The following is a 17,210-nucleotide window of genomic DNA, read 5'->3' as shown; positions in this document are numbered from 1 at the left end:
TCGCCCCGTGATCGATGACCCGCCCGACTGGGACAGCACGGACGCCCCGACTGGACGCCGGTACGCCAACCAGACGGCAGGACGGCGCATTGAGCCGGACGCGTGTGCTGCAGCAGGTGCGGGCCGAGCTTGTTGGTGGGTGCGGGATCGGATCACGGTGTCATGGGTCAGCAGTGTGGTGACGGTTCTGGTGCGGGCGTGGTCCCTCCTGCCCGGAAAGCGACCCGGGAGGTCAGGGAACCGGCGCCCCCTGCTCCTGGTGCCCCGCCGGCCGGGCGGCCTCCCCGCGACCTCACCGACTGTGCCAGCGCGGAGCTGTTCGCCTTCCTGTACTCGGGACAGTTCCGCTACGTCGCAGGAAACGGCTGGTACGGCTGGGACTCAGGCCGGTGGAAGCTGCGTGGCGGAGAAACCGCCGCCACCTGGGCAGCCGGAGGCATGGCCGACCAGATGCCCACCTACGACCCCACCGGCCGCTTCTCCCAGCAGGAGGTGACCCGTCACCGCCGCTACTCGTCATCCACCGCTGGGGTGAAGGCGATGCCGCACCAGGCCGCAGCCGCCCCACCCCCTCCCTCGACGCGGAGGAACTCGACGGAGACGCCTACAACTGTGCATGCCGAACGGGATCGTCGACCTGCGCACCGGCGAGGTCCGCGCGGCCGACCCTCTGCGCGACTTCAACTCCTGCAGCACCGGCATCGGCCCGCGGGCCATACCCACCCCGCGCTTCTTCCGCTTCCTCACCGACACCTTCGACGACGACGTGCTCGTGCGTCGTGCTTCACCTGTCCGGCCAACCATGGGGTGCCGGATTGCTTGCTGGCACCATGGGTGGGGCACACCGACGTCAAGACCACCAAGCGTTGGTACGTGAAGCCGGACGTAGAGGATCTTCGTGGAGCCGCTACGTCATGGGGCGGTCTTCACGGTGCTCAGGAGGGGGGTGTGAGAGATGGCTGTGAGACGTGGGAGCGTAGGACTGTGAGCCAGACAGACAACAGAACGTTGAAGTACCAGGTAGACGGGCCGGAGGACGCGCCTGTGCTGGTGCTCGGACCAAGCCTCGGTACCACATGGCACATGTGGGACCGGCAGATACCCGAGCTCACTCAGCACTGGAGAGTCTTCCGCTACGACCTCCCGGGACACGGCGGCGCGCCCGCGCACCCCGCCACCGCCGTCGGGGAGCTCACCGACCGGCTGGTGGCCACCCTCGACAGCCTCGGGGTCCAGCGCTTCGGGTACGCGGGCTGCTCCATCGGCGGCGCGATCGGCGCCGACCTCGCGCTGCGGCATCCGCAGCGGGTCGCCACGCTGGCGCTGGTCGCCTCCTCGCCCCGGTTCGGCAGCGCCGACGAATTCCGCCAGCGCGGGGTGATCGTCCGCACCAACGGGCTGGAGCCGATGGCCCGCACCGCGCCGGAGCGCTGGTTCACGCCGGGCTTCGCCGCCGCTCAGCCGGCCATCGTCGAGTGGGCCGTCCAGATGGTGCGTACCACCGACCCCGGCTGCTACATCGCGGCCTGCGAGGCACTCGCCGCCTTCGACATCCGGACCGATCTCGGCCGGATCGGCGCTCCCACACTCGTCCTGGTCGGTGCGGAGGACCAGGTCACAGGTCCCGGCGATGCCCGGACCCTGGTCGCGGGCATACCCGACGCACGGCTGGCTCTCGTCCCGGGCGCCTCCCACCTGGCCCCGGTCGAGCAGCCGGGAGCCGTCACCGACCTTCTGCTCACTCACTTCTCCACGGCCTGGCAGGACACCCAGGCCGCCATTCCCGTGCCCTCGTTCGTACCCAGGCTCTCCGCCCCCGTGCTGCCCGTCGCGGAGCTCACCGCCGGCACCGCGCAGCCCGAGGCGGAAGCCGGTGGGCGCCCCGATCCGTACGGGCCGGGGATGAGGATTCGCCGTGAGGTGCTCGGTGACGCCCACGTCGACGGAGTCATGGCCGCCGCCGACGACTTCACCGGCGACTTCCAGGAGCTCGTCACCCGCTACGCCTGGGGTGAGGTCTGGAACCGGGAGGGGCTCGACCGGCGCACCCGCAGCAGTGTCACGCTCACCGCTCTGGTCGCCTCCGGACACCTGGAAGGCCTGGCAGCACACGTCAGCGCCGCCCTGCGCAACGGCCTCACCCCGGTGGAGATCAGGGAGGTTCTGCTGCAGACCGCCGTGTACTGCGGGATCCCCGCCGCGAGTGCCGCATTCACGATCGCCCAGTCCGTGATTCAGGCCGAAACGACACCGCCCGCGTAGCAGGATGGGCCGTATGAACGTCCAGAATCCCGAGCCGCTCGCGCTCACGCTGACCAAGCAGTCCCATTCCTGCATCCGGCTGGAGAAGGACGGGCGCACGCTCGTCATCGACCCGGGCGGGTTCTCCGAGCAGGACGCCGCGATCGGCGCCGAGGCGATCCTGGTGACGCACGAGCATCCCGACCACTTCGACGAGGAGCGGCTGCGGGCCGGTCTGGAGGCCGATCCGGCGGCCGAGATCTGGACGCTGCGCAGCGTGGCCGAGAAGCTTGCGGCGGCGTTCCTTGGACGCGTCCACACCGTCGGGAACGGCGACACCTTCTCGGCCGCCGGGTTCGACATCCAGGTGCACGGCGAGCTCCATGCCGTGATCCACCCGGATCTCCCGAGGGTCACGAACGTCGGCTTCCTGGTGGACGGATCCGTCTTCCACCCGGGCGACGCCCTCACCGTGCCCGAGCGGCCGGTCGACACGCTGATGGTCCCGGTGATGGCCCCCTGGAACAAGATCTCCGAGGTCATCGACTACGTGCGCGAGGTCAAGCCGCGTCGCGCCATCGACATCCACGACGCGCTGCTCACCGATCTGGCCCGCCCGATCTACGACACCCACCTCGGCAACCTGGGCGGTGCCGACCATGCCCGGCTGACCCCGGGAGAGTCGACCGGCGTGTGACGGGCGCCGCCCCGGCCGCTGTCAGTGGGAGCCGCTAGGTTTACGTACATGCGCATCGCCACCTGGAACGTCAATTCGATCACCGCCCGCCTGCCGAGGCTGCTGGCCTGGCTGGAGAGCACCGGCACCGACGTGCTGTGCATCCAGGAGACCAAGTGCACGGCCGAGCAGTTTCCGGCCGAAGCGCTCCGTGAGCTCGGCTACGAGTCCGCGGTCAACGCCACGGGCCGGTGGAACGGGGTGGCGCTGGTCTCGCGAGTCGGCCTGGCCGACGTCGTGACGGGGCTGCCCGGCGGCCCCGAGTACGACGGCGTGCAGGAGCCCCGGGCGATCAGCGCCACCTGCGGCCCGGTGCGTCTCTTGTCGGTGTACGTGCCCAACGGCCGCGAGGTCGAGCACGAGCACTACGCGTACAAGCTGCGCTGGTTCGAGGCGCTGCAGAAGGCGGTGGCGGCGGACGCCGCGGGGGCGCGGCCGTTCGCCGTCCTCGGTGACTTCAACGTGGCCCCGACCGACGAGGACGTCTGGGACCCGGCCCTCTTCGAGGGGGCCACGCATGTCACCCCCGCCGAGCGGGCCGCCCTCGCCACCCTGCGCGAGGAGGGCCTTGCCGATGTCATGCCCCGCCCCTTGAAGTACGACCGTCCCTACACCTTCTGGGACTACCGTGAGCTGCGCTTCCCGAAGAACAAGGGCATGCGCATCGACCTCGTCTACGGCAACGCCCCGTTCACCGCCGCCGTCAAGGACAGCTACGTGGACCGCGAGGAGCGCAAGGGCAAGGGCGCCTCCGACCATGCCCCGGTGGTCGTCGACCTCGAACTCTGAGTACGGACACCGCTCAGGCGCCCGCGCGGGGTGCCTGAGCGGTACGGTCCACGGTCCCCAGCAGCCGGCCCCTCGAAGCGGCTGCTGCCGTCCCGAGCGCCAGGACCATGAGCGTCGCGCTCACCCACAACGGCGACCGGAAGCCGAACCCCGCGCCGATCGCCAGTCCGCCGAGCCACGGCCCGACCGCGGCGCCCACGTTGAACGCCGCGGTGGCGAACGAACCGGCCAGCGTCGGCGCACCGTCCGCAAGACGGAACACGTGCGAGATCATCGCGGTCCCGGTGCCGAACGCGAGCATGCCCTGGACGAGGACGAGGGCAACCACCGCCACCGGGCTGCCGGCGCCGGCGGCGAACAGGGCCCAGCCGACGGCCAGCGCTGCCAGGCCGGCCGCGGTCAGCGCGACCGGACGCGAGTCGATGATCCGGCCGCAGACGGCGACCCCGATGAACGAGCCGACACCGAACAGCGCGAGCAGTGCGGGCACCCACGCGGCACCGACTCCGGCGACGTGCCGGGCGACCGGTTCGAAGTAGGAGAACGCGCAGAAGGTCGCTCCCTGGACGAGCGCGCTCGTCAGCAGGGTCAGGAGCAGCCGGGACCCTGCCAGGGTCCGCAGTTCGGCGTACGCGCTCGGCAGGACGACCGCGGGCCGTCCCGCCGGAATCGTCGCCGCGATCACGGCGATGGCCGGCAGCGCGACGAGGGCCACGGCCCAGAACGCCGCACGCCATCCCCACTGCCCGCCCAGCCACGCCCCGGCGGGCACTCCGGCCACACAGGCGACGGTGACACCACCGACCACCACGGACGTGGCCCGCGCCCTTGCCGCGGGTCCGGCGAGGGCGACCGCGGTGACCAGGGCGACGGCCCAGAAGCCGGCATTGGCCACCGCCGCGACGAAACGTGTCGCCAGCAGCACCCCGTAACTGGAGGTGACCGCGCCCACGGCGTGCACGGCGGCGAAGACGCAGAGGAAGGACAACAGGGCGCGACGGCGCGGCCAGTTGCGGCCCAGGAGGGCCATCGCGGGTGCCCCGAGCACCATGCCTACGGCAAACGCCGAGGTGAGCAGAGCCGCGTCGGGAATGGAGACACCCAGGTCCTCGGAGATGCCCGACAGCAGACCGGACAGCATGAACTCGGAAGTGCCCTGGGCGAATACGGCGAGCCCGAGAGCGTAGACGGAAAACGGCATGAAGAACCCCATGGACGGCTGATGGACAGAACCGGTCGGGGATGCGGGCCGCACCCGCTCGTGACGACGAGCGGCAACACGGCAGATCAGCACAACGGCCACAACGGCCGGACGGCTACAGCGCTCACGGCCGTGACACGGCACAGCGGCGAAAGAACCGTGGAGCACGGACCGTGGCGGACGGCCGTGGAGTTCCGGTTGTGGAGTGCCGGGCAGAGCTGCGCCCGTGCGCGGTGCCCGGCGCGACCCGCATCGCATGGGTCCGGGGGCGGCAGTGCGGCAGCCCTGACGCACGAAGTCGGTCAGGCGCGGACGCGGGAAGCCACCGGGGACCGGTGGCTAGCGTCTGTCGGACTCGGGGCTGCTCATGAGGGGGAAACTACCAGCCCGCGGCCCGGCTTCTCCACCCCGTTCCCCCGGTCGCATCGCGGCCTCCGGTTCGTGCGTTGACCGGGCGGGAGCGCGTCCGGGTGAAGCAAGAGGCGTATGCGTGGTGGTCAGCACTCGAACGAAAGGCCGCGCGCCCTGTGGTGCGGATGCGGGCGGGGATGGGACCCTGACTGGTATGAACATCCCTTTCTTGGACAACTGGCGTAAGCGTCACGACGGAACGCGGAGGGCGGGGCTCGCGACCGCCGTCGAGGCCGATCCGGAAGGCGTGGCCGAAATGCTCGCCGAATGTGAGCTGCTCCGCGTCCGGGTGGGGGAGAGAGGCCTCGAACTCGACGACAGCCCGGCCTCGTTGGCGGCGCTCGATCAGTTGCCGCCGCGCTGGCGCGACGATCCGGAGGAGTTGCCCTGGCTGGGCAATGACGCGGGGCTCTACCTGGGCACGGTCCTGGTGCGCAACGTCGCCGGTGCGCTCTGGCACATCTGGCCGAGCGGGCAGCCCGTGGTGCGGCTCGCTTCGGGGCGTGAGATCGATGTGGTCGAGGCCGGCCTGGACTGGGCGATGACGGGCAGCCCCGAGCTCTCGCAGGTCTACTCGGAGTCGGCCGAGGGGTGACGTGGGGCCGCGCGCACCGCGCGACGAGATAAAACGCCTTATGCCCCATTTACGCGTGTCGGGTGTGAAGTCCCTTTCCGGGGTGGATAGTTTGCGCTGACCTCGACATAGCGATAAGTGGGTAGGGCAGCGTATGGCCGTCGATCCGTTGATCGAGCTGCGTGACGTCAATAAGTTCTACGGAAAGTTGCACGTACTGCAGGACATCAATCTCACCGTCGGCCGCGGGGAGGTGGTGGTGGTCATCGGCCCCTCCGGCTCCGGGAAGTCAACCCTCTGCCGGACCATCAACCGGCTTGAGACGATCGAGTCCGGCCACATCTCCATCGACGGCAGACCCCTTCCCGAGGAGGGCAAGGGTCTGGCGCAGCTGAGGGCCGAAGTCGGCATGGTCTTCCAGTCGTTCAATCTGTTCGCGCACAAGACCGTGCTGGCCAACGTCTCGCTGGCACAGCTGAAGGTCCGCAAGCGGAAGAAGGGCGAGGCGGACCGGCGGTCCCGGGAGCTTCTGGAGCGTGTGGGGCTCGTCGGCCAGGCCGACAAGTTCCCCGCTCAGCTCTCCGGCGGCCAGCAGCAGCGCGTGGCCATCGCCCGCGCCCTCGCCATGGACCCCAAGGCGCTCCTGTTCGACGAGCCCACCTCGGCCCTCGACCCGGAGATGATCAATGAGGTGCTGGAGGTGATGCAGCAGCTGGCCCGCGAGGGGATGACCATGGTCGTCGTCACCCACGAGATGGGCTTCGCCCGCTCCGCGGCCAACCGGGTCGTCTTCATGGCCGACGGCCGCATCGTCGAGGACCGCACCCCGGAGGACTTCTTCACCGCTCCCGAGAGCGACCGGGCCAAGGACTTCCTGTCCAAGATCCTCAAGCACTGACGGGAGGCCCTGTGTTGCGTACGAGAAAAGTACTGGCCGCCTGTGCCGGCCTCCTGCTGGCCGTCCTCGCCGCGGCCTGCGGCAAGGACGGCAGCCCTCCGGTGAAGGGACCGCAGCCCGAGGCGCTGCCGGTCTACAAGGTGGACACGTCCTTCCGCCTGCCTGACTCCAAGACCTGGACCAACGCGAAGAAGCGCGGATATCTGCGGGTGGGGGCCAAGGAGGATCAGCCCTATCTCGGCGAGAAGGACCCGGCCACAGGCATCTACTCCGGGTTCGACATCGAGATCGCCCGGATGATGGCCGCCTCGCTGGGCTTCGACCCGAAGACGATCAGGTTCAAGACCATCGCCTCCGCCAACCGCGAGACCGCCCTGCAGAACGGGCAGATCGACTACTACGTCGGCACCTACACCATCAACGACATGCGCAAGAAGCTCGTCGGATTCGCCGGCCCCTACTACATGGCCGGTCAGGGGCTGCTGGTCCGCACGGACGAGAACGACATCCACGGGCCGCAGGACCTGGCCGGCAAGACGGTCTGTTCGGCTGCCGGTTCGACCCCGTACCAGCGGATCGCCGCCGACTTCCCGAAGGCGAAGCTGGTCGCCTACGACACGTACTCGATCTGCGTCGACAACCTGCTGACGTACCAGGTCGACGTCGTCACCACCGACGACGCGATCCTGCTGGGATTCGCCGCGAAGGCACCGGACGAGATGAAGGTCGTGGGCAAGCCCTTCTCCGAGGAGCCGTACGGCATCGGGGTTCCGCGCAGCGACAACGTGCTGCGGTTCGCGCTCAACGACGCGCTGGAGGCCAACGAGAAGAACGGCAACTGGAAGAAGGCCTTCGAGGCGACGCTCGGGCTCTCCGGGGTGCCCGCGCCGAAGCCGCCGCCCATCGACAACTACCCGGCGACCTGAGGGGACGGCCGCGACACATGGACGTACTCACCGACAACTTCTCGCTCTACGGCAAGGGGTTCCTCGGGACCGTCGAGCTGACCTTCTACGCCTCGATCCTGGCCCTGGTCCTCGGTTTCGTCATGGCCTCCTGCCGGGTGGCGCCCGTCGGCTCGCTCCGGGTGGTCGGCACGGTCTGGGTGACCGTGCTGCGCAACACCCCGCTCACCCTGCTCTTCTTCGCCGTGCTGCTCGGCCTCCCGCGCTTCGGCCTGGTCCTGCCGTTCAACGTCTTCGCGATTCTCGCCCTCGGCTGCTACACCTCCGCGTTCATCTGCGAGGTGCTGCGCTCCGGCATCAACACCGTGCCCACAGGGCAGGGCGAGGCGGCGCGGAGCCTGGGCATGACGTTCGGCCAGACGCTCGGAAACGTGGTGCTGCCGCAGGCGTTCCGTTCGGTGATCCCACCGGTCGGTTCGACGCTCATCGCACTCGCCAAGAACTCGGCGATCGCGGGGGCGTTCAGCGTCACCGAACTGCTCGGCACCTACAAGACCCTCAACGAACTGGGCTACAGCATCATCTGGACCTTCGTCTGGATCGCGGTCGGGTACCTGATCATCACTCTGTCCATCAGCGCGATCTTCAACCTGATGGAAAAGCGCTGGGGAGTCGCCCGATGACCGCCCACTCCGCACCGAGCGCGACCGTGCTCTACGACATCCCCGGTCCGCAGACCCGCAAGCGGCACCGCGTCTACGGGATCGTCTCGACGATCCTGATCCTCGCCCTGGTCGGCTGGGTCATCTATCTGCTCTTCGACACCGACCAGTTCACCAGCGCCAAGTGGACTCCCTTCGAGTACAAGGGAATTCAGGAACTGCTGCTGCGCGGGCTCGGCAACACCCTCAAGGCGTTCGCCTACGCCGCAGTGCTCTCGCTGGCACTCGGGGCCGTACTAGCGGTGGGACGACTCTCCGACCACCGGCCGGTGCGCTGGGTGGCGACCGTCCTCGTCGAGTTCTTCCGCGCCATGCCCGTCCTGGTGATGATCTTCTTCATCTTCGTGGCGCTGAAGGTGCAGCCCCTGCCGGCTCTGGTCGCCGGACTGACGCTGTACAACGGCTCGGTGCTCGCCGAGGTGTTCCGTACGGGCATCAAATCGGTGGAGCGCGGTCAGGGCGAGGCGGCGTTCGCCCTGGGCATGCGCAAGACACAGGTCACGACCTTCGTCCTGGCCCCGCAGGCGGTGCGTGCGATGCTGCCCACCATCATCAGCCAACTGGTGGTGGCGCTGAAGGACACCTCGCTGGGATACCTGATCACCTACGAGGAGTTCCTCCACGCGGGGAAGCTCATCGCGTCCAACCTCGACTACGATCTGCCCTTCATCCCCGTGGTGATGGTGATCTCGCCGATCTACATCGGGATGTGCATGCTGCTCTCCTGGTTCGCCACCTGGGTGGCGAAGCGGCAGCGGCGCAACCCGAAGACGGAAGCGACGGGCGTCGCTCCGGCCGAACCGGGGGCGCTGATGCCGGGAGCGCAGTAGCCGGGACCTGCCGTGGGGCAGACCCGGGGAGCGGTACCCGTCCGGCAGCAGCCGGTGATCACTTCGCGCGCACGGCACGGACGCCGACGAGGGTCCGTGCCGGGCGGGGAGAAGGTCAGCTGCGTGCCGGGCGTTGCCGTCAGCCGAGAGCGCTCCTGGTCCGCCAGTCGGCCCAGGAGACGTTCCACGCCCCGTAGCCGTTGCCCTCCGCGACCGTGCCCTTGGCGTCCGCGCCGGTGATCTCGAACGGGTCGCCGACGTGGGCCTGGCGGTAGAGGGAAGCGGCGTCGGCGTCGCTCATCCCGACACAGCCGGAACTGTGGTTCGCCACTCCGAAGTACGCGGCGTTCCACGGTGCGGCATGGGCGTACATGCCCGACCACGTCAGCCGCATCGAGAAGTCGACCATCTTGTCGTAGAGGTCGCCGAGGCCCACCGTCTCGGAGCGCATGTTGATCGTGCCCTCCTTCGCCATCAGCACGGCCGTGCCCCGCCAGGACGCCCTGTCGCCACCCGGTGTCCCGGCGGACATGGGCACGTCCATGACCGTCCTGCCGTCCCGCTTCAGCGCCAGCCGGTGACGGTCCAGGTCGACCTTGACCACCTGGCTGCTGCCGACGGTGAACGTCGTCGCGTAGTCACGTACGAACCAGCCGCCCGACGGACCCGAGTCGACGCCGTTGAGATCGGCGTCGAGCGTGATGCGGGTGCCGGACTTCCAGTACTCCTTGGGCCGCCAGTCCACGCGGTCCCGGCCCGAGTAGTCCTGCAGCCACCCCCAGGAGCCCTCGGTGTTGTTCGAGGTCGAGACCTTGAGCGCCTTCTCGACCGCTGCCCTGTTCTTCACGGGGTGGTCGAACACGATGGACAGCGGCTGGGCGATGCCGACCGTGGTGTTCTTGCCGGGAGCCAGCGTCAGCTTGTTCACCCGGCCGGCCGCCGCGGTGGTGAAGCCCGCCGTGTCACTGCCACCGCCGGTGTCCTTCGCCTCGACGCGGTACGTGGTGCCGGGCGCGGCCACACGGTCGGACGTCCAGGTCCTGCCGTCGGTGGACAGGCGGCCGGTGAGGGCCTCGCCCCCGTCGGCCGAGACCGTGACGGCACGCAGCTTCCCGGCGGCCAGCGTCACCGTCACCGGCTTGCCCGCAGCGGCTGCGGTGCCGTTGAGGTTCACCGAGATCCGGGTGTCCGCAGCCGGCGACGGGCCGGCGTCCTGCTCCCGGTCCGCGTCATGGCCCGAGGCCGCGGCGCCGCCGGAGCAGGCCGTGAGCGTGAAGCCGAGCAACGCGGTGCCGGCGATCAGGGCGAGCCGGGCAGGACGGGCGGGCGGCGCGTTCCGGACGGTGCCCCGAAGGGCGGATATGAGAGGGACGGGGATCAACGGAAAAACCTCCTGGGCCTTGCTCTGTCGTCTGTGGAGAGGCATTCACCGGAGCCTAAGTTCCGTAAATCCACGGAAAAGCGGGAATGCGGTGTGTGACAAGGAACGCAGCGCAACGGTCATCGTCCGGTCACATCCGGCGCGCAGCCCGGTCATGGTCCGCTGTGAGCATCCTGTGCAGCCCCGCAGAGCAGACCGCGGGGCCCACGAGGGAGGGCCACGGACATGTCAGCGCTGCTCGCGACCGGAGAACGCAGCCGTGATCAGGAACTACGGATACGCGGACTCACTCCCGCCGAGCACCGGGCACACGTGGCCACGCATGCGGACGCGAGCTTTCTCCAGTACCCGTCCTGGGCCGGTGTGAAAGACCAGTGGACGTCGGAAGCGGTCGGCTGGCTGAACGACCATGGTGAATTGGCAGGCAGTGCGCTGATTCTCTACCGGCAATTCCCGGGCACCCGAAAGTACTTCGCCTATATACCCGAAGGGCCGGTGGCGGACTGGGCCGATCCCGGAATCGACCGCTGGCTCCGGCCGCTCATGGCCCATCTGCGCGGCGCGGGGGCGTTCGCCGTACGCATCGGGCCGTCCCCGGCCTACCGCCGCTGGGACACCGCCCGGCTCAAGGCCGCCACCGGCCCCGGCCGCACCGTGGGCGACGTACTGGCGAGCGAGGTCGACCCGCTCGGCGCGGCCGTGGCCGACCGGCTCCGGGCCCGCGGCTGGCGGCGCTGCGGCGGGGACGGAGACGACGCGGACGCCCAGCCCCGCTACGTCTTCCGGGTGCCCCTCACCGGACGGTCCCCCGACGATCTGTGGTCCGGGCTCAACCAGGAGTGGCGCCGCAACGTCCGCAGGGCCGGCCGGGCCGGGGTGCGCATAGTCACCGGCAGCGCGGCCGAACTGCCCGATTTCCACCGCCTGTTGCGGATCACCGAAGAGCGCGACGGCTTCCGGCTCGGCCGCTCACTGGCCTACTACCAGCGCCAGTACGCCGTCCTCAACGCCGAACAGCCCGGCCGCATGAAGCTCTGCCTCGCCGTGCACCAGGGCGAGATCCTCGCCGCCCACACGATGATCAGCACAGGGCGCCGGGTCTGGTACCAGACGGGCGCGTCCGCCGACCACCGCCGCGAGGTCCGCCCCAGCAACGCCCTCCAGTGGCAGATGCTCCTCGACGCCCAGGCCCAGGGCGCGGAGGTGTACGACATGCGCGGGGTATCCTCCACCCTCGATCCCGACGACCGCCCCTTCGGGCTGCTGCGCTGGAAGTTCGGCACCGGAGGACAGGTCGTGGAGACCCTCGGAGAGTGGGAGACATCGGTGGGCGGAGCCGCCAACAAGACGCTGTACCGGGCGTTCCAGGCCTACCTGGCGCACCGGTGACGGCCGCGGACGCGACCACCGGCACGGTCGCCCCCGAACAGCGCGAACGGCACGGCTCCACCTCGGTGCTGCGCAGCGGCGCCGTCATGGCCGCCGGGTCCGTCGTCTCACGGGCGACGGGGTTCATACGCTCGGCGGTCGTCGTCGCCGCCCTCGGCACCGGACTGCGGGCCGACGGCTACACGGTCGCCAACACCGTCCCCAACATCCTCTACATGCTGCTGATCGGCGGCGCACTCAACGCCGTCTTCGTCCCCGAACTCGTCCGGGCCGCCCGGGAGCACACCGACGGCGGGGCCGCCTACACCGATCGTCTCCTCACCCTCTGCACGGTCGGGCTGCTCGCCCTCACCGCGCTCGCCGTCGTCGGCGCCCCGCTGATCATCTCGGTGTACGCGCCCACCTACGACGACGGACAGGCCGAACTCACCATCGCGCTGGCCCGCTACTGTCTGCCGCAGATCCTCTTCTACGGGCTCTTCACCCTCCTCGGACAGGTACTCAACGCCCGTAACCGGTTCGGGGCGATGATGTGGACCCCCGTCCTCAACAACCTCGTGATCATCGCGGTGTTCGGGCTGTACCTCTGGACGGCGGTGGGCTCGGACGGCGAACTCACCTCCGCCCAGGCGCAGTGGCTCGGCTGGGGGACCACCGCCGGGATCGCCGTTCAGACCCTCGCCCTGGTGCCGGCACTGCGCGCCGCGAGGTTCCGCTGGCGGCCGCGGTTCGACTGGCGCGGCAGCGGACTCACCCGTCCCCTGCGGGCGGCCGGCTGGCTCGTCATGCTCGTGCTCACCAACCAGGCCGCCTACTGGGTGGTGACCCGGCTCTCCACCGCCACCGGGCAGCACGCGGCGGACCAGAACCTGGCGGGCGGCGCCGGTTACACCGCGTACAGCTATGCCTTCCAGCTGTGGGTGGTGCCGCAGGGCATCGTGACCGTCAGCCTCGTCACCGCACTGATGCCGCGGATGAGCCGGGCGGCCGCCGACGGCGATCTGCCGGGGGTGCGGCGCGACATCTCGTACGCGCTGCGGACCTCCGCCGCCGTGGTGATCCCGGCCTCCGCCGCCCTGTTGGCGCTCGCCCCGTGGGTGATGGGATCGGTCTTCGGATACGGACGCACCGGCCCGGCTGACATCACCGTCATGGCCGGCATGATGGCCGCCTTCGCACCGGGACTCATCGCCTACTCCGGGCAGTACGTCCTCTCCCGGGGCTTCTACGCGATGAGCGACACCCGCACCCCCTTCCTCCTCAACCTGGTCATCGCCGCGCTCAACGCCGGCCTCTCGGTCGCCGCCTATCTGCTGCTGCCCGCGCGCTGGGCGGTGACGGGGATGGCGGGCGCGTACTCCGTGGCCCTGTTCGCCGGTTTCACCGTCACCGCGTACGTGCTGCACCGCAGGGTCTCCGCATTCGGGGCGCAGAGGCCTTCGCTGCTGCGCTCGCCGGGGGTGGGGGCACATGCCCGGCTGGTGGCCGCGTGCGTGCCCGCGGGGCTGCTGGCGTACGCGGCGGCCCGCGCCGTCGACACGGACGGGCCGGGACTCGGGGACTTCGCCGCGGCCGGGACCGGAGTGCTCGTCCTCTTCCTGGTCGTGGCACTGCTCGCCCGCCCACTGCGGCTCACCGAGGTCGCCACCGCGCTGGCCGCCGTCCGGAGCAGGCTGCGGCGCACCTGAGGCGGAACGGCCCCGCCCGATCGCACCGCGGAACGGGCCGGGGCGCACACATACGCGCAAATCCGCCCGCTCACACTTCCGAATCCACTCCTTGACCGCTGGGATACTGACGCCATGCCTCGCGTGCTGCTGATCGGAGACGACGCCTGGCGATCACGCGGGAGAACGTCCGGCTGCACGGCGGCACGGTCCATGCCGCGAACGGATCGGCCGGCGGCGCGGTGTTCACCGTCGAAGTGCCGTTGGAGGGGCGGTGAGGAGCGGGCGCGCGCGCTGCTGGCCGCCGGATGCGGTATCCGGGCGACGGAGGTCGTCGAGGCCGGCGAACCGGCGCTCGTGCAGGTCGCGCCCGCCGGACAGATGGGCACGGTCCTGTACTTCGTGTCCTCGTCGACGGCGGCCCGGCTGATGCCGGTCGTGCGTTACGCCGAGCCGTCGGGGGAAGACAGCGGCGGGTCGGTTTCCGGCTCGGCCGGCCCGCCTGCCGGAGCAGCCAGAACCCTCAAACTGCTCTTCGCCGGTCCCTCCCGGGCGGAGCGGGACGCGGGCCTTCGTTCCGAACTCCCCGACGGACGGGTGGAGCTGAGCGTCGAGCTGAGTGCGCAGGGGGTACAGGTCAGGATGGACGCACGGGTCACCGGAATGTCCGAACCCGCGCGCCAGCAGCTCATCTGCACCGCCGCGCGGGCCCGCACCGCAGACCGGAGCGAGGCGGTGACGGTGACCGGCTCCGACGGCGTCATCGGGCCGGCCCACTGCTCCGTCTGACGGCGCGCGGGCCCACTTCCCGCGTCGGTGTCGACCTTCACGCCGGGCGGCAGCAGCGACTGCGGGTTGGCGGCCGTCCGGCGGTTCGCAGACGCGTTCCAAGGGGCCAACCTTGAACTCGGGTGCCATGACGTCACTATCCACCGCGGGTTGTGGCCCGGCCGACGGTCGCCACGCGTCCGCGTCGATCGTCTTCTCATCGGCATCTTGACCGATCCGCCTCCGGTCGGAAACGGTGTCTCCTGGAGCGGAACGCTTCTCGGTTGGCCGGCCGCCGGTCCGATAGCGGGGAGAGGTTGTCTGTGGGCAGGGAAGCGGACATCGTGGTGGTCGGTGCGGGCCCCGGTGGGATCGCGTGTGCGATCGCGGCGGCCGAGGGCGGATCGCGCGTCGTACTCCTGGAGAAGACCGCCGACATCGGCGGGGCCCTGCCGTGGTCGGGCGGCCATCTCTCGGCCGGGGGCTTCTCGCTCCAGCGTGCGCGGGGTATCGAGGACGATCCCGAGCAGCACTGGCAGGACATCGCCAGGATCAGCGACGGAACCGGGCGCGAGGACCTGACCCGGCTGTCGCTCGCGGAGCAGCCGTCCGTGCTGGAGTGGCTGCTCGACGCGGGTTTCGCCGTCGACCCGACGACGCCGCGCATCGTCCACGGACACGAGCAGTACCTCGTCCCGCGTACGGTTCACGCGCTCGAAGTGCCAGGTGGGCCGGCCCTGTTGACGGTGCTGCGACGGCTGCTCGCCCCGCACCTCGCCTCCGGGGCCGTCCGGCTCCACTGCAGGGCCCGGGTGGCGGAGCTCTGTGCTGCCCCGGACGGCCGGGTGGCCGGGGTGCGGACCGAGGACGGCCGGATCTTCGGCGCGCCGGCCGTCGTCCTCGCGACGGGAGGATTCGGCCATGACCCGGAACTCTTCGCCGAGTTGGACAACGCTCCGCTGACCACGTCGGCGGCGCCGACCGCGACCGGTGACGGGATCCGTCTGGGCCGCTCGGTGGGGGCCGGTATCCAGGGCCGGGGGAAGTACCTGCCGACCTTCGGCGGCCTGCCGCCCGAGCCCGGAACGCTCCGTGTGGACTGGGTGCACCGCCCTCAGCTCGTCGCCCCCGAACGGCCGCCGTGGGAGGTGTACGTGGATGTGCACGGGCGGCGCTGGGCCGCGGAGGACGATCCGTCCATCGACCGCAAGGAGCGCGCGCTGGCCCGTCTGGACGGGATGACCTTCTGGACGGTCTTCGATGCCCGGGCGCTGCGTACGTCTCGGCCCATGGTGCACGGCTGGACCCCGGAGGAGTTCGACGCGGTCTGCGGCCGGCGCCCCGGCCTGCACCGTGCGCCGGATGTCCCCGGCCTCGCCCGCCTGGCCGGCATCGCACCGGGCGGCCTGGCCGGGCAGGTGGCCCGCTACAACGGTTTCGTCGCAGCCGGGCGTGACCCGGAATTCGGCCGGACCCACCTGCCCGCGCCTCTGGTGGAGCCGCCGTTCTACGCGGTGGAGAACCGGCCGGTCACTGTCATCACCTTCGCGGGACTGGACGTCGACACCCGCCTGCGGGTGCTCCGTGAGGACGGTCGTGCGCTTTTGGGTCTCTACGCGGTGGGCGAGGTCATCGGGTCGGCGGCGGTCAACGGCAACTCCTTCTGTTCCGGGATGTGCCTCACTCCCGCCATGGCCTTCGGTCGCATCCTCGGACGTGCGCTGGCGGGCCGGCCCGCCACCCCGGGGCCGGCGGCTTGAGACCCGGCGGGGTCCGGCCGCCGGCGGTGGTCTCACGAGTGCTGGAACGTGAACCCGGCCCGGCGCAGCAGTGCCGAGGAGATCGGGTGCGCCGGAGTGCGGATCTGCTCCCCGAAGGTGAGCGGGGGAAGGCCTGCGGCCGCGCACACCTTGCCGAAGGACTCGGCGTTGGTGGGCGGCACCGTGGTGTCGGGCACGGCGTTGTAGAGGCCGATCAGTTGCTCGGTCAGGACGAAGGCGAGCGCGCCCGCGGCGTCCTGGTGGTCGATGCGGTGGCGCAGGGCTCCGGCCGCGAACGGGACGGTGCCACCGAGGTGTTCGTGGGCAAGTCTCACCCGCGCGGTGTCGTCCAGGTCTCCGGGATGCCCGGTGACGTCGGGGAGCCGTACGACCGCGCCACCGGGCAGCGCCAGCACGGCGGCCTCGGCCGCCCGGAAACTCCGCGGGGATACGTCCTCGCTCGTGGTCGGCGCCGTGTTCTCGTCGACGACCGGGCCGGCGGCGTCGCCGTAGACGGAGACCGACCCGGCCATCACCACCCGGGGGTGGGCCGTCGCGGCCGCCCATGCGGTCGCGACCAGCGCGTCGGCGTACTCGGCTGCCCGGGCGGCCGGGTCCAGGGCCCGTCGCAGCCGGGGGCTGACCGTGAGGACCAGCCCGTCCGCCCCCTCGGCGACCCGCCGGATCGCCTCGGTGTCCCGGCCGGAGAGCACCACCGCCTCACCGCACACCTCGGCCACCTCCGCCCGTCGCTCCTCGGAGGTGGTGGTGCCCACCACCTCGTGCCCGTCCGCGCGCAGCAGCCGCGCGACGCCCCCGCCGACATTGCCGCAGCCGATCACGACATAGCGCACCCGACACACCTCCAAAAGGAAACAGTGTTCCACTGTGGCGTACGGGACGTCGACGCGCCAGTGCCGGAGTGCTGTTGACCGAGA

At 70.5% G+C, this 17,210-nt stretch carries 16 protein-coding genes and 1 pseudogene; 14 read left to right on the top strand and 3 right to left on the bottom strand.

Annotated elements, in window-relative coordinates; genetic code table 11:
* Positions 1–162: 162 nt before the first annotated feature.
* The 5 genes and pseudogenes from ABT025_RS23485 to ABT025_RS23465 all read left to right on the top strand — a co-directional run.
* Positions 163–552 (top strand): annotated as a pseudogene (locus tag ABT025_RS23485) (DNA primase); the annotation flags it as partial.
* 58 nt (positions 553–610) lie between these two features.
* A complete protein-coding gene (locus ABT025_RS23480) occupies positions 611–877 on the top strand; it encodes a hypothetical protein (RefSeq protein ID WP_350997781.1) in 267 nt (88 codons plus the stop codon).
* 107 nt (positions 878–984) lie between these two features.
* The gene (pcaDC, locus tag ABT025_RS23475) at positions 985–2,262 is read left to right on the top strand and encodes a bifunctional 3-oxoadipate enol-lactonase/4-carboxymuconolactone decarboxylase PcaDC (protein WP_350997778.1); all 1,278 of its coding nucleotides are present in this window, start codon (positions 985–987) and stop codon (positions 2,260–2,262) included.
* A gap of 13 nt (positions 2,263–2,275) precedes the next feature.
* A complete protein-coding gene (locus ABT025_RS23470; protein WP_350997735.1) occupies positions 2,276–2,938 on the top strand; it encodes an MBL fold metallo-hydrolase in 663 nt (220 codons plus the stop codon).
* Between the two features lie 48 nt (positions 2,939–2,986).
* Positions 2,987–3,766: an exodeoxyribonuclease III gene (locus tag ABT025_RS23465; protein WP_350997732.1), complete on the top strand. Its 780-nt coding sequence runs from the start codon at positions 2,987–2,989 to the stop codon at positions 3,764–3,766.
* Between the two features lie 13 nt (positions 3,767–3,779).
* Here the strand turns inward: ABT025_RS23465 and ABT025_RS23460 are convergent, their stop codons facing one another.
* A complete protein-coding gene (locus ABT025_RS23460; RefSeq protein ID WP_350997730.1) occupies positions 3,780–4,967 on the bottom strand; it encodes a Cmx/CmrA family chloramphenicol efflux MFS transporter in 1,188 nt (395 codons plus the stop codon).
* Between the two features lie 565 nt (positions 4,968–5,532).
* Here ABT025_RS23460 and ABT025_RS23455 point away from each other — a divergent pair.
* The 5 genes from ABT025_RS23455 (at position 5,533) to ABT025_RS23435 (ending at position 9,307) form a co-directional block, all read left to right on the top strand.
* The gene (locus tag ABT025_RS23455) at positions 5,533–5,973 is read left to right on the top strand and encodes a DUF6278 family protein (RefSeq protein WP_350997727.1); all 441 of its coding nucleotides are present in this window, start codon (positions 5,533–5,535) and stop codon (positions 5,971–5,973) included.
* 133 nt (positions 5,974–6,106) lie between these two features.
* Positions 6,107–6,850, top strand: coding sequence for an amino acid ABC transporter ATP-binding protein (locus ABT025_RS23450; protein ID WP_350997721.1), 744 nt, complete (start codon positions 6,107–6,109; stop codon positions 6,848–6,850).
* A gap of 14 nt (positions 6,851–6,864) precedes the next feature.
* Positions 6,865–7,776 (top strand): glutamate ABC transporter substrate-binding protein, encoded by a 912-nt coding sequence (locus ABT025_RS23445; RefSeq protein WP_350997716.1) that lies wholly within the window; start codon positions 6,865–6,867, stop codon positions 7,774–7,776.
* Positions 7,777–7,793: 17 nt separating this feature from the next.
* A complete protein-coding gene (locus ABT025_RS23440) occupies positions 7,794–8,438 on the top strand; it encodes an amino acid ABC transporter permease (RefSeq protein WP_350997713.1) in 645 nt (214 codons plus the stop codon).
* Positions 8,435–9,307, top strand: a complete 873-nt coding sequence (locus tag ABT025_RS23435; RefSeq protein ID WP_350997710.1) for an amino acid ABC transporter permease — start codon at positions 8,435–8,437, stop codon at positions 9,305–9,307. Before ABT025_RS23440 ends, ABT025_RS23435 begins: the two co-directional genes overlap by 4 nt.
* A 139-nt stretch (positions 9,308–9,446) precedes the next feature.
* Here ABT025_RS23435 and ABT025_RS23430 read toward each other — a convergent pair whose 3' ends face one another.
* The gene (locus ABT025_RS23430; protein WP_350997775.1) at positions 9,447–10,670 is read right to left on the bottom strand and encodes a L,D-transpeptidase; all 1,224 of its coding nucleotides are present in this window, start codon (positions 10,668–10,670) and stop codon (positions 9,447–9,449) included.
* 243 nt (positions 10,671–10,913) lie between these two features.
* On the opposite strand from ABT025_RS23430, the gene ABT025_RS23425 reads away from it, so the two are divergent.
* The 4 genes from ABT025_RS23425 to ABT025_RS23410 all read left to right on the top strand — a co-directional run bounded on the left by ABT025_RS23425 (position 10,914) and on the right by ABT025_RS23410 (position 16,272).
* A complete protein-coding gene (locus ABT025_RS23425) occupies positions 10,914–12,077 on the top strand; it encodes a lipid II:glycine glycyltransferase FemX (RefSeq protein WP_350997707.1) in 1,164 nt (387 codons plus the stop codon).
* Positions 12,074–13,765, top strand: a complete 1,692-nt coding sequence (gene murJ / locus ABT025_RS23420; RefSeq protein ID WP_502972004.1) for a murein biosynthesis integral membrane protein MurJ — start codon at positions 12,074–12,076, stop codon at positions 13,763–13,765. Before ABT025_RS23425 ends, murJ begins: the two co-directional genes overlap by 4 nt.
* 273 nt (positions 13,766–14,038) lie before the next feature.
* The gene (locus tag ABT025_RS23415; protein ID WP_350997769.1) at positions 14,039–14,533 is read left to right on the top strand and encodes a hypothetical protein; all 495 of its coding nucleotides are present in this window, start codon (positions 14,039–14,041) and stop codon (positions 14,531–14,533) included.
* 302 nt (positions 14,534–14,835) lie between these two features.
* Positions 14,836–16,272, top strand: coding sequence for an FAD-dependent oxidoreductase (locus ABT025_RS23410; RefSeq protein ID WP_350997704.1), 1,437 nt, complete (start codon positions 14,836–14,838; stop codon positions 16,270–16,272).
* Positions 16,273–16,304: 32 nt separating this feature from the next.
* Here ABT025_RS23410 and ABT025_RS23405 read toward each other — a convergent pair whose 3' ends face one another.
* Positions 16,305–17,126, bottom strand: a complete 822-nt coding sequence (locus ABT025_RS23405) for an NAD-binding protein (protein WP_350997702.1) — start codon at positions 17,124–17,126, stop codon at positions 16,305–16,307.
* Between the last annotated feature and the right edge of the window lie 84 nt (positions 17,127–17,210).

Source organism: Streptomyces sp. NPDC002809, from assembly GCF_040295435.1.
GTDB lineage: Bacteria > Actinomycetota > Actinomycetes > Streptomycetales > Streptomycetaceae > Streptomyces.
This window is presented reverse-complemented; position numbering and strand designations above follow the sequence as displayed.

Coding starts and splice junctions, on each gene's coding strand:
- ABT025_RS23470 (WP_350997735.1), top strand. CDS start 2,276: ATGAACGTCCAGAATCCCGAGCCGCTCGCGCTCACGCTGACCAAGCAG.
- ABT025_RS23465 (WP_350997732.1), top strand. CDS start 2,987: ATGCGCATCGCCACCTGGAACGTCAATTCGATCACCGCCCGCCTGCCG.
- ABT025_RS23460 (WP_350997730.1), bottom strand. CDS start 4,967: ATGCCGTTTTCCGTCTACGCTCTCGGGCTCGCCGTATTCGCCCAGGGC.
- ABT025_RS23455 (WP_350997727.1), top strand. CDS start 5,533: ATGAACATCCCTTTCTTGGACAACTGGCGTAAGCGTCACGACGGAACG.
- ABT025_RS23450 (WP_350997721.1), top strand. CDS start 6,107: ATGGCCGTCGATCCGTTGATCGAGCTGCGTGACGTCAATAAGTTCTAC.
- ABT025_RS23440 (WP_350997713.1), top strand. CDS start 7,794: ATGGACGTACTCACCGACAACTTCTCGCTCTACGGCAAGGGGTTCCTC.
- ABT025_RS23435 (WP_350997710.1), top strand. CDS start 8,435: ATGACCGCCCACTCCGCACCGAGCGCGACCGTGCTCTACGACATCCCC.
- ABT025_RS23425 (WP_350997707.1), top strand. CDS start 10,914: ATGTCAGCGCTGCTCGCGACCGGAGAACGCAGCCGTGATCAGGAACTA.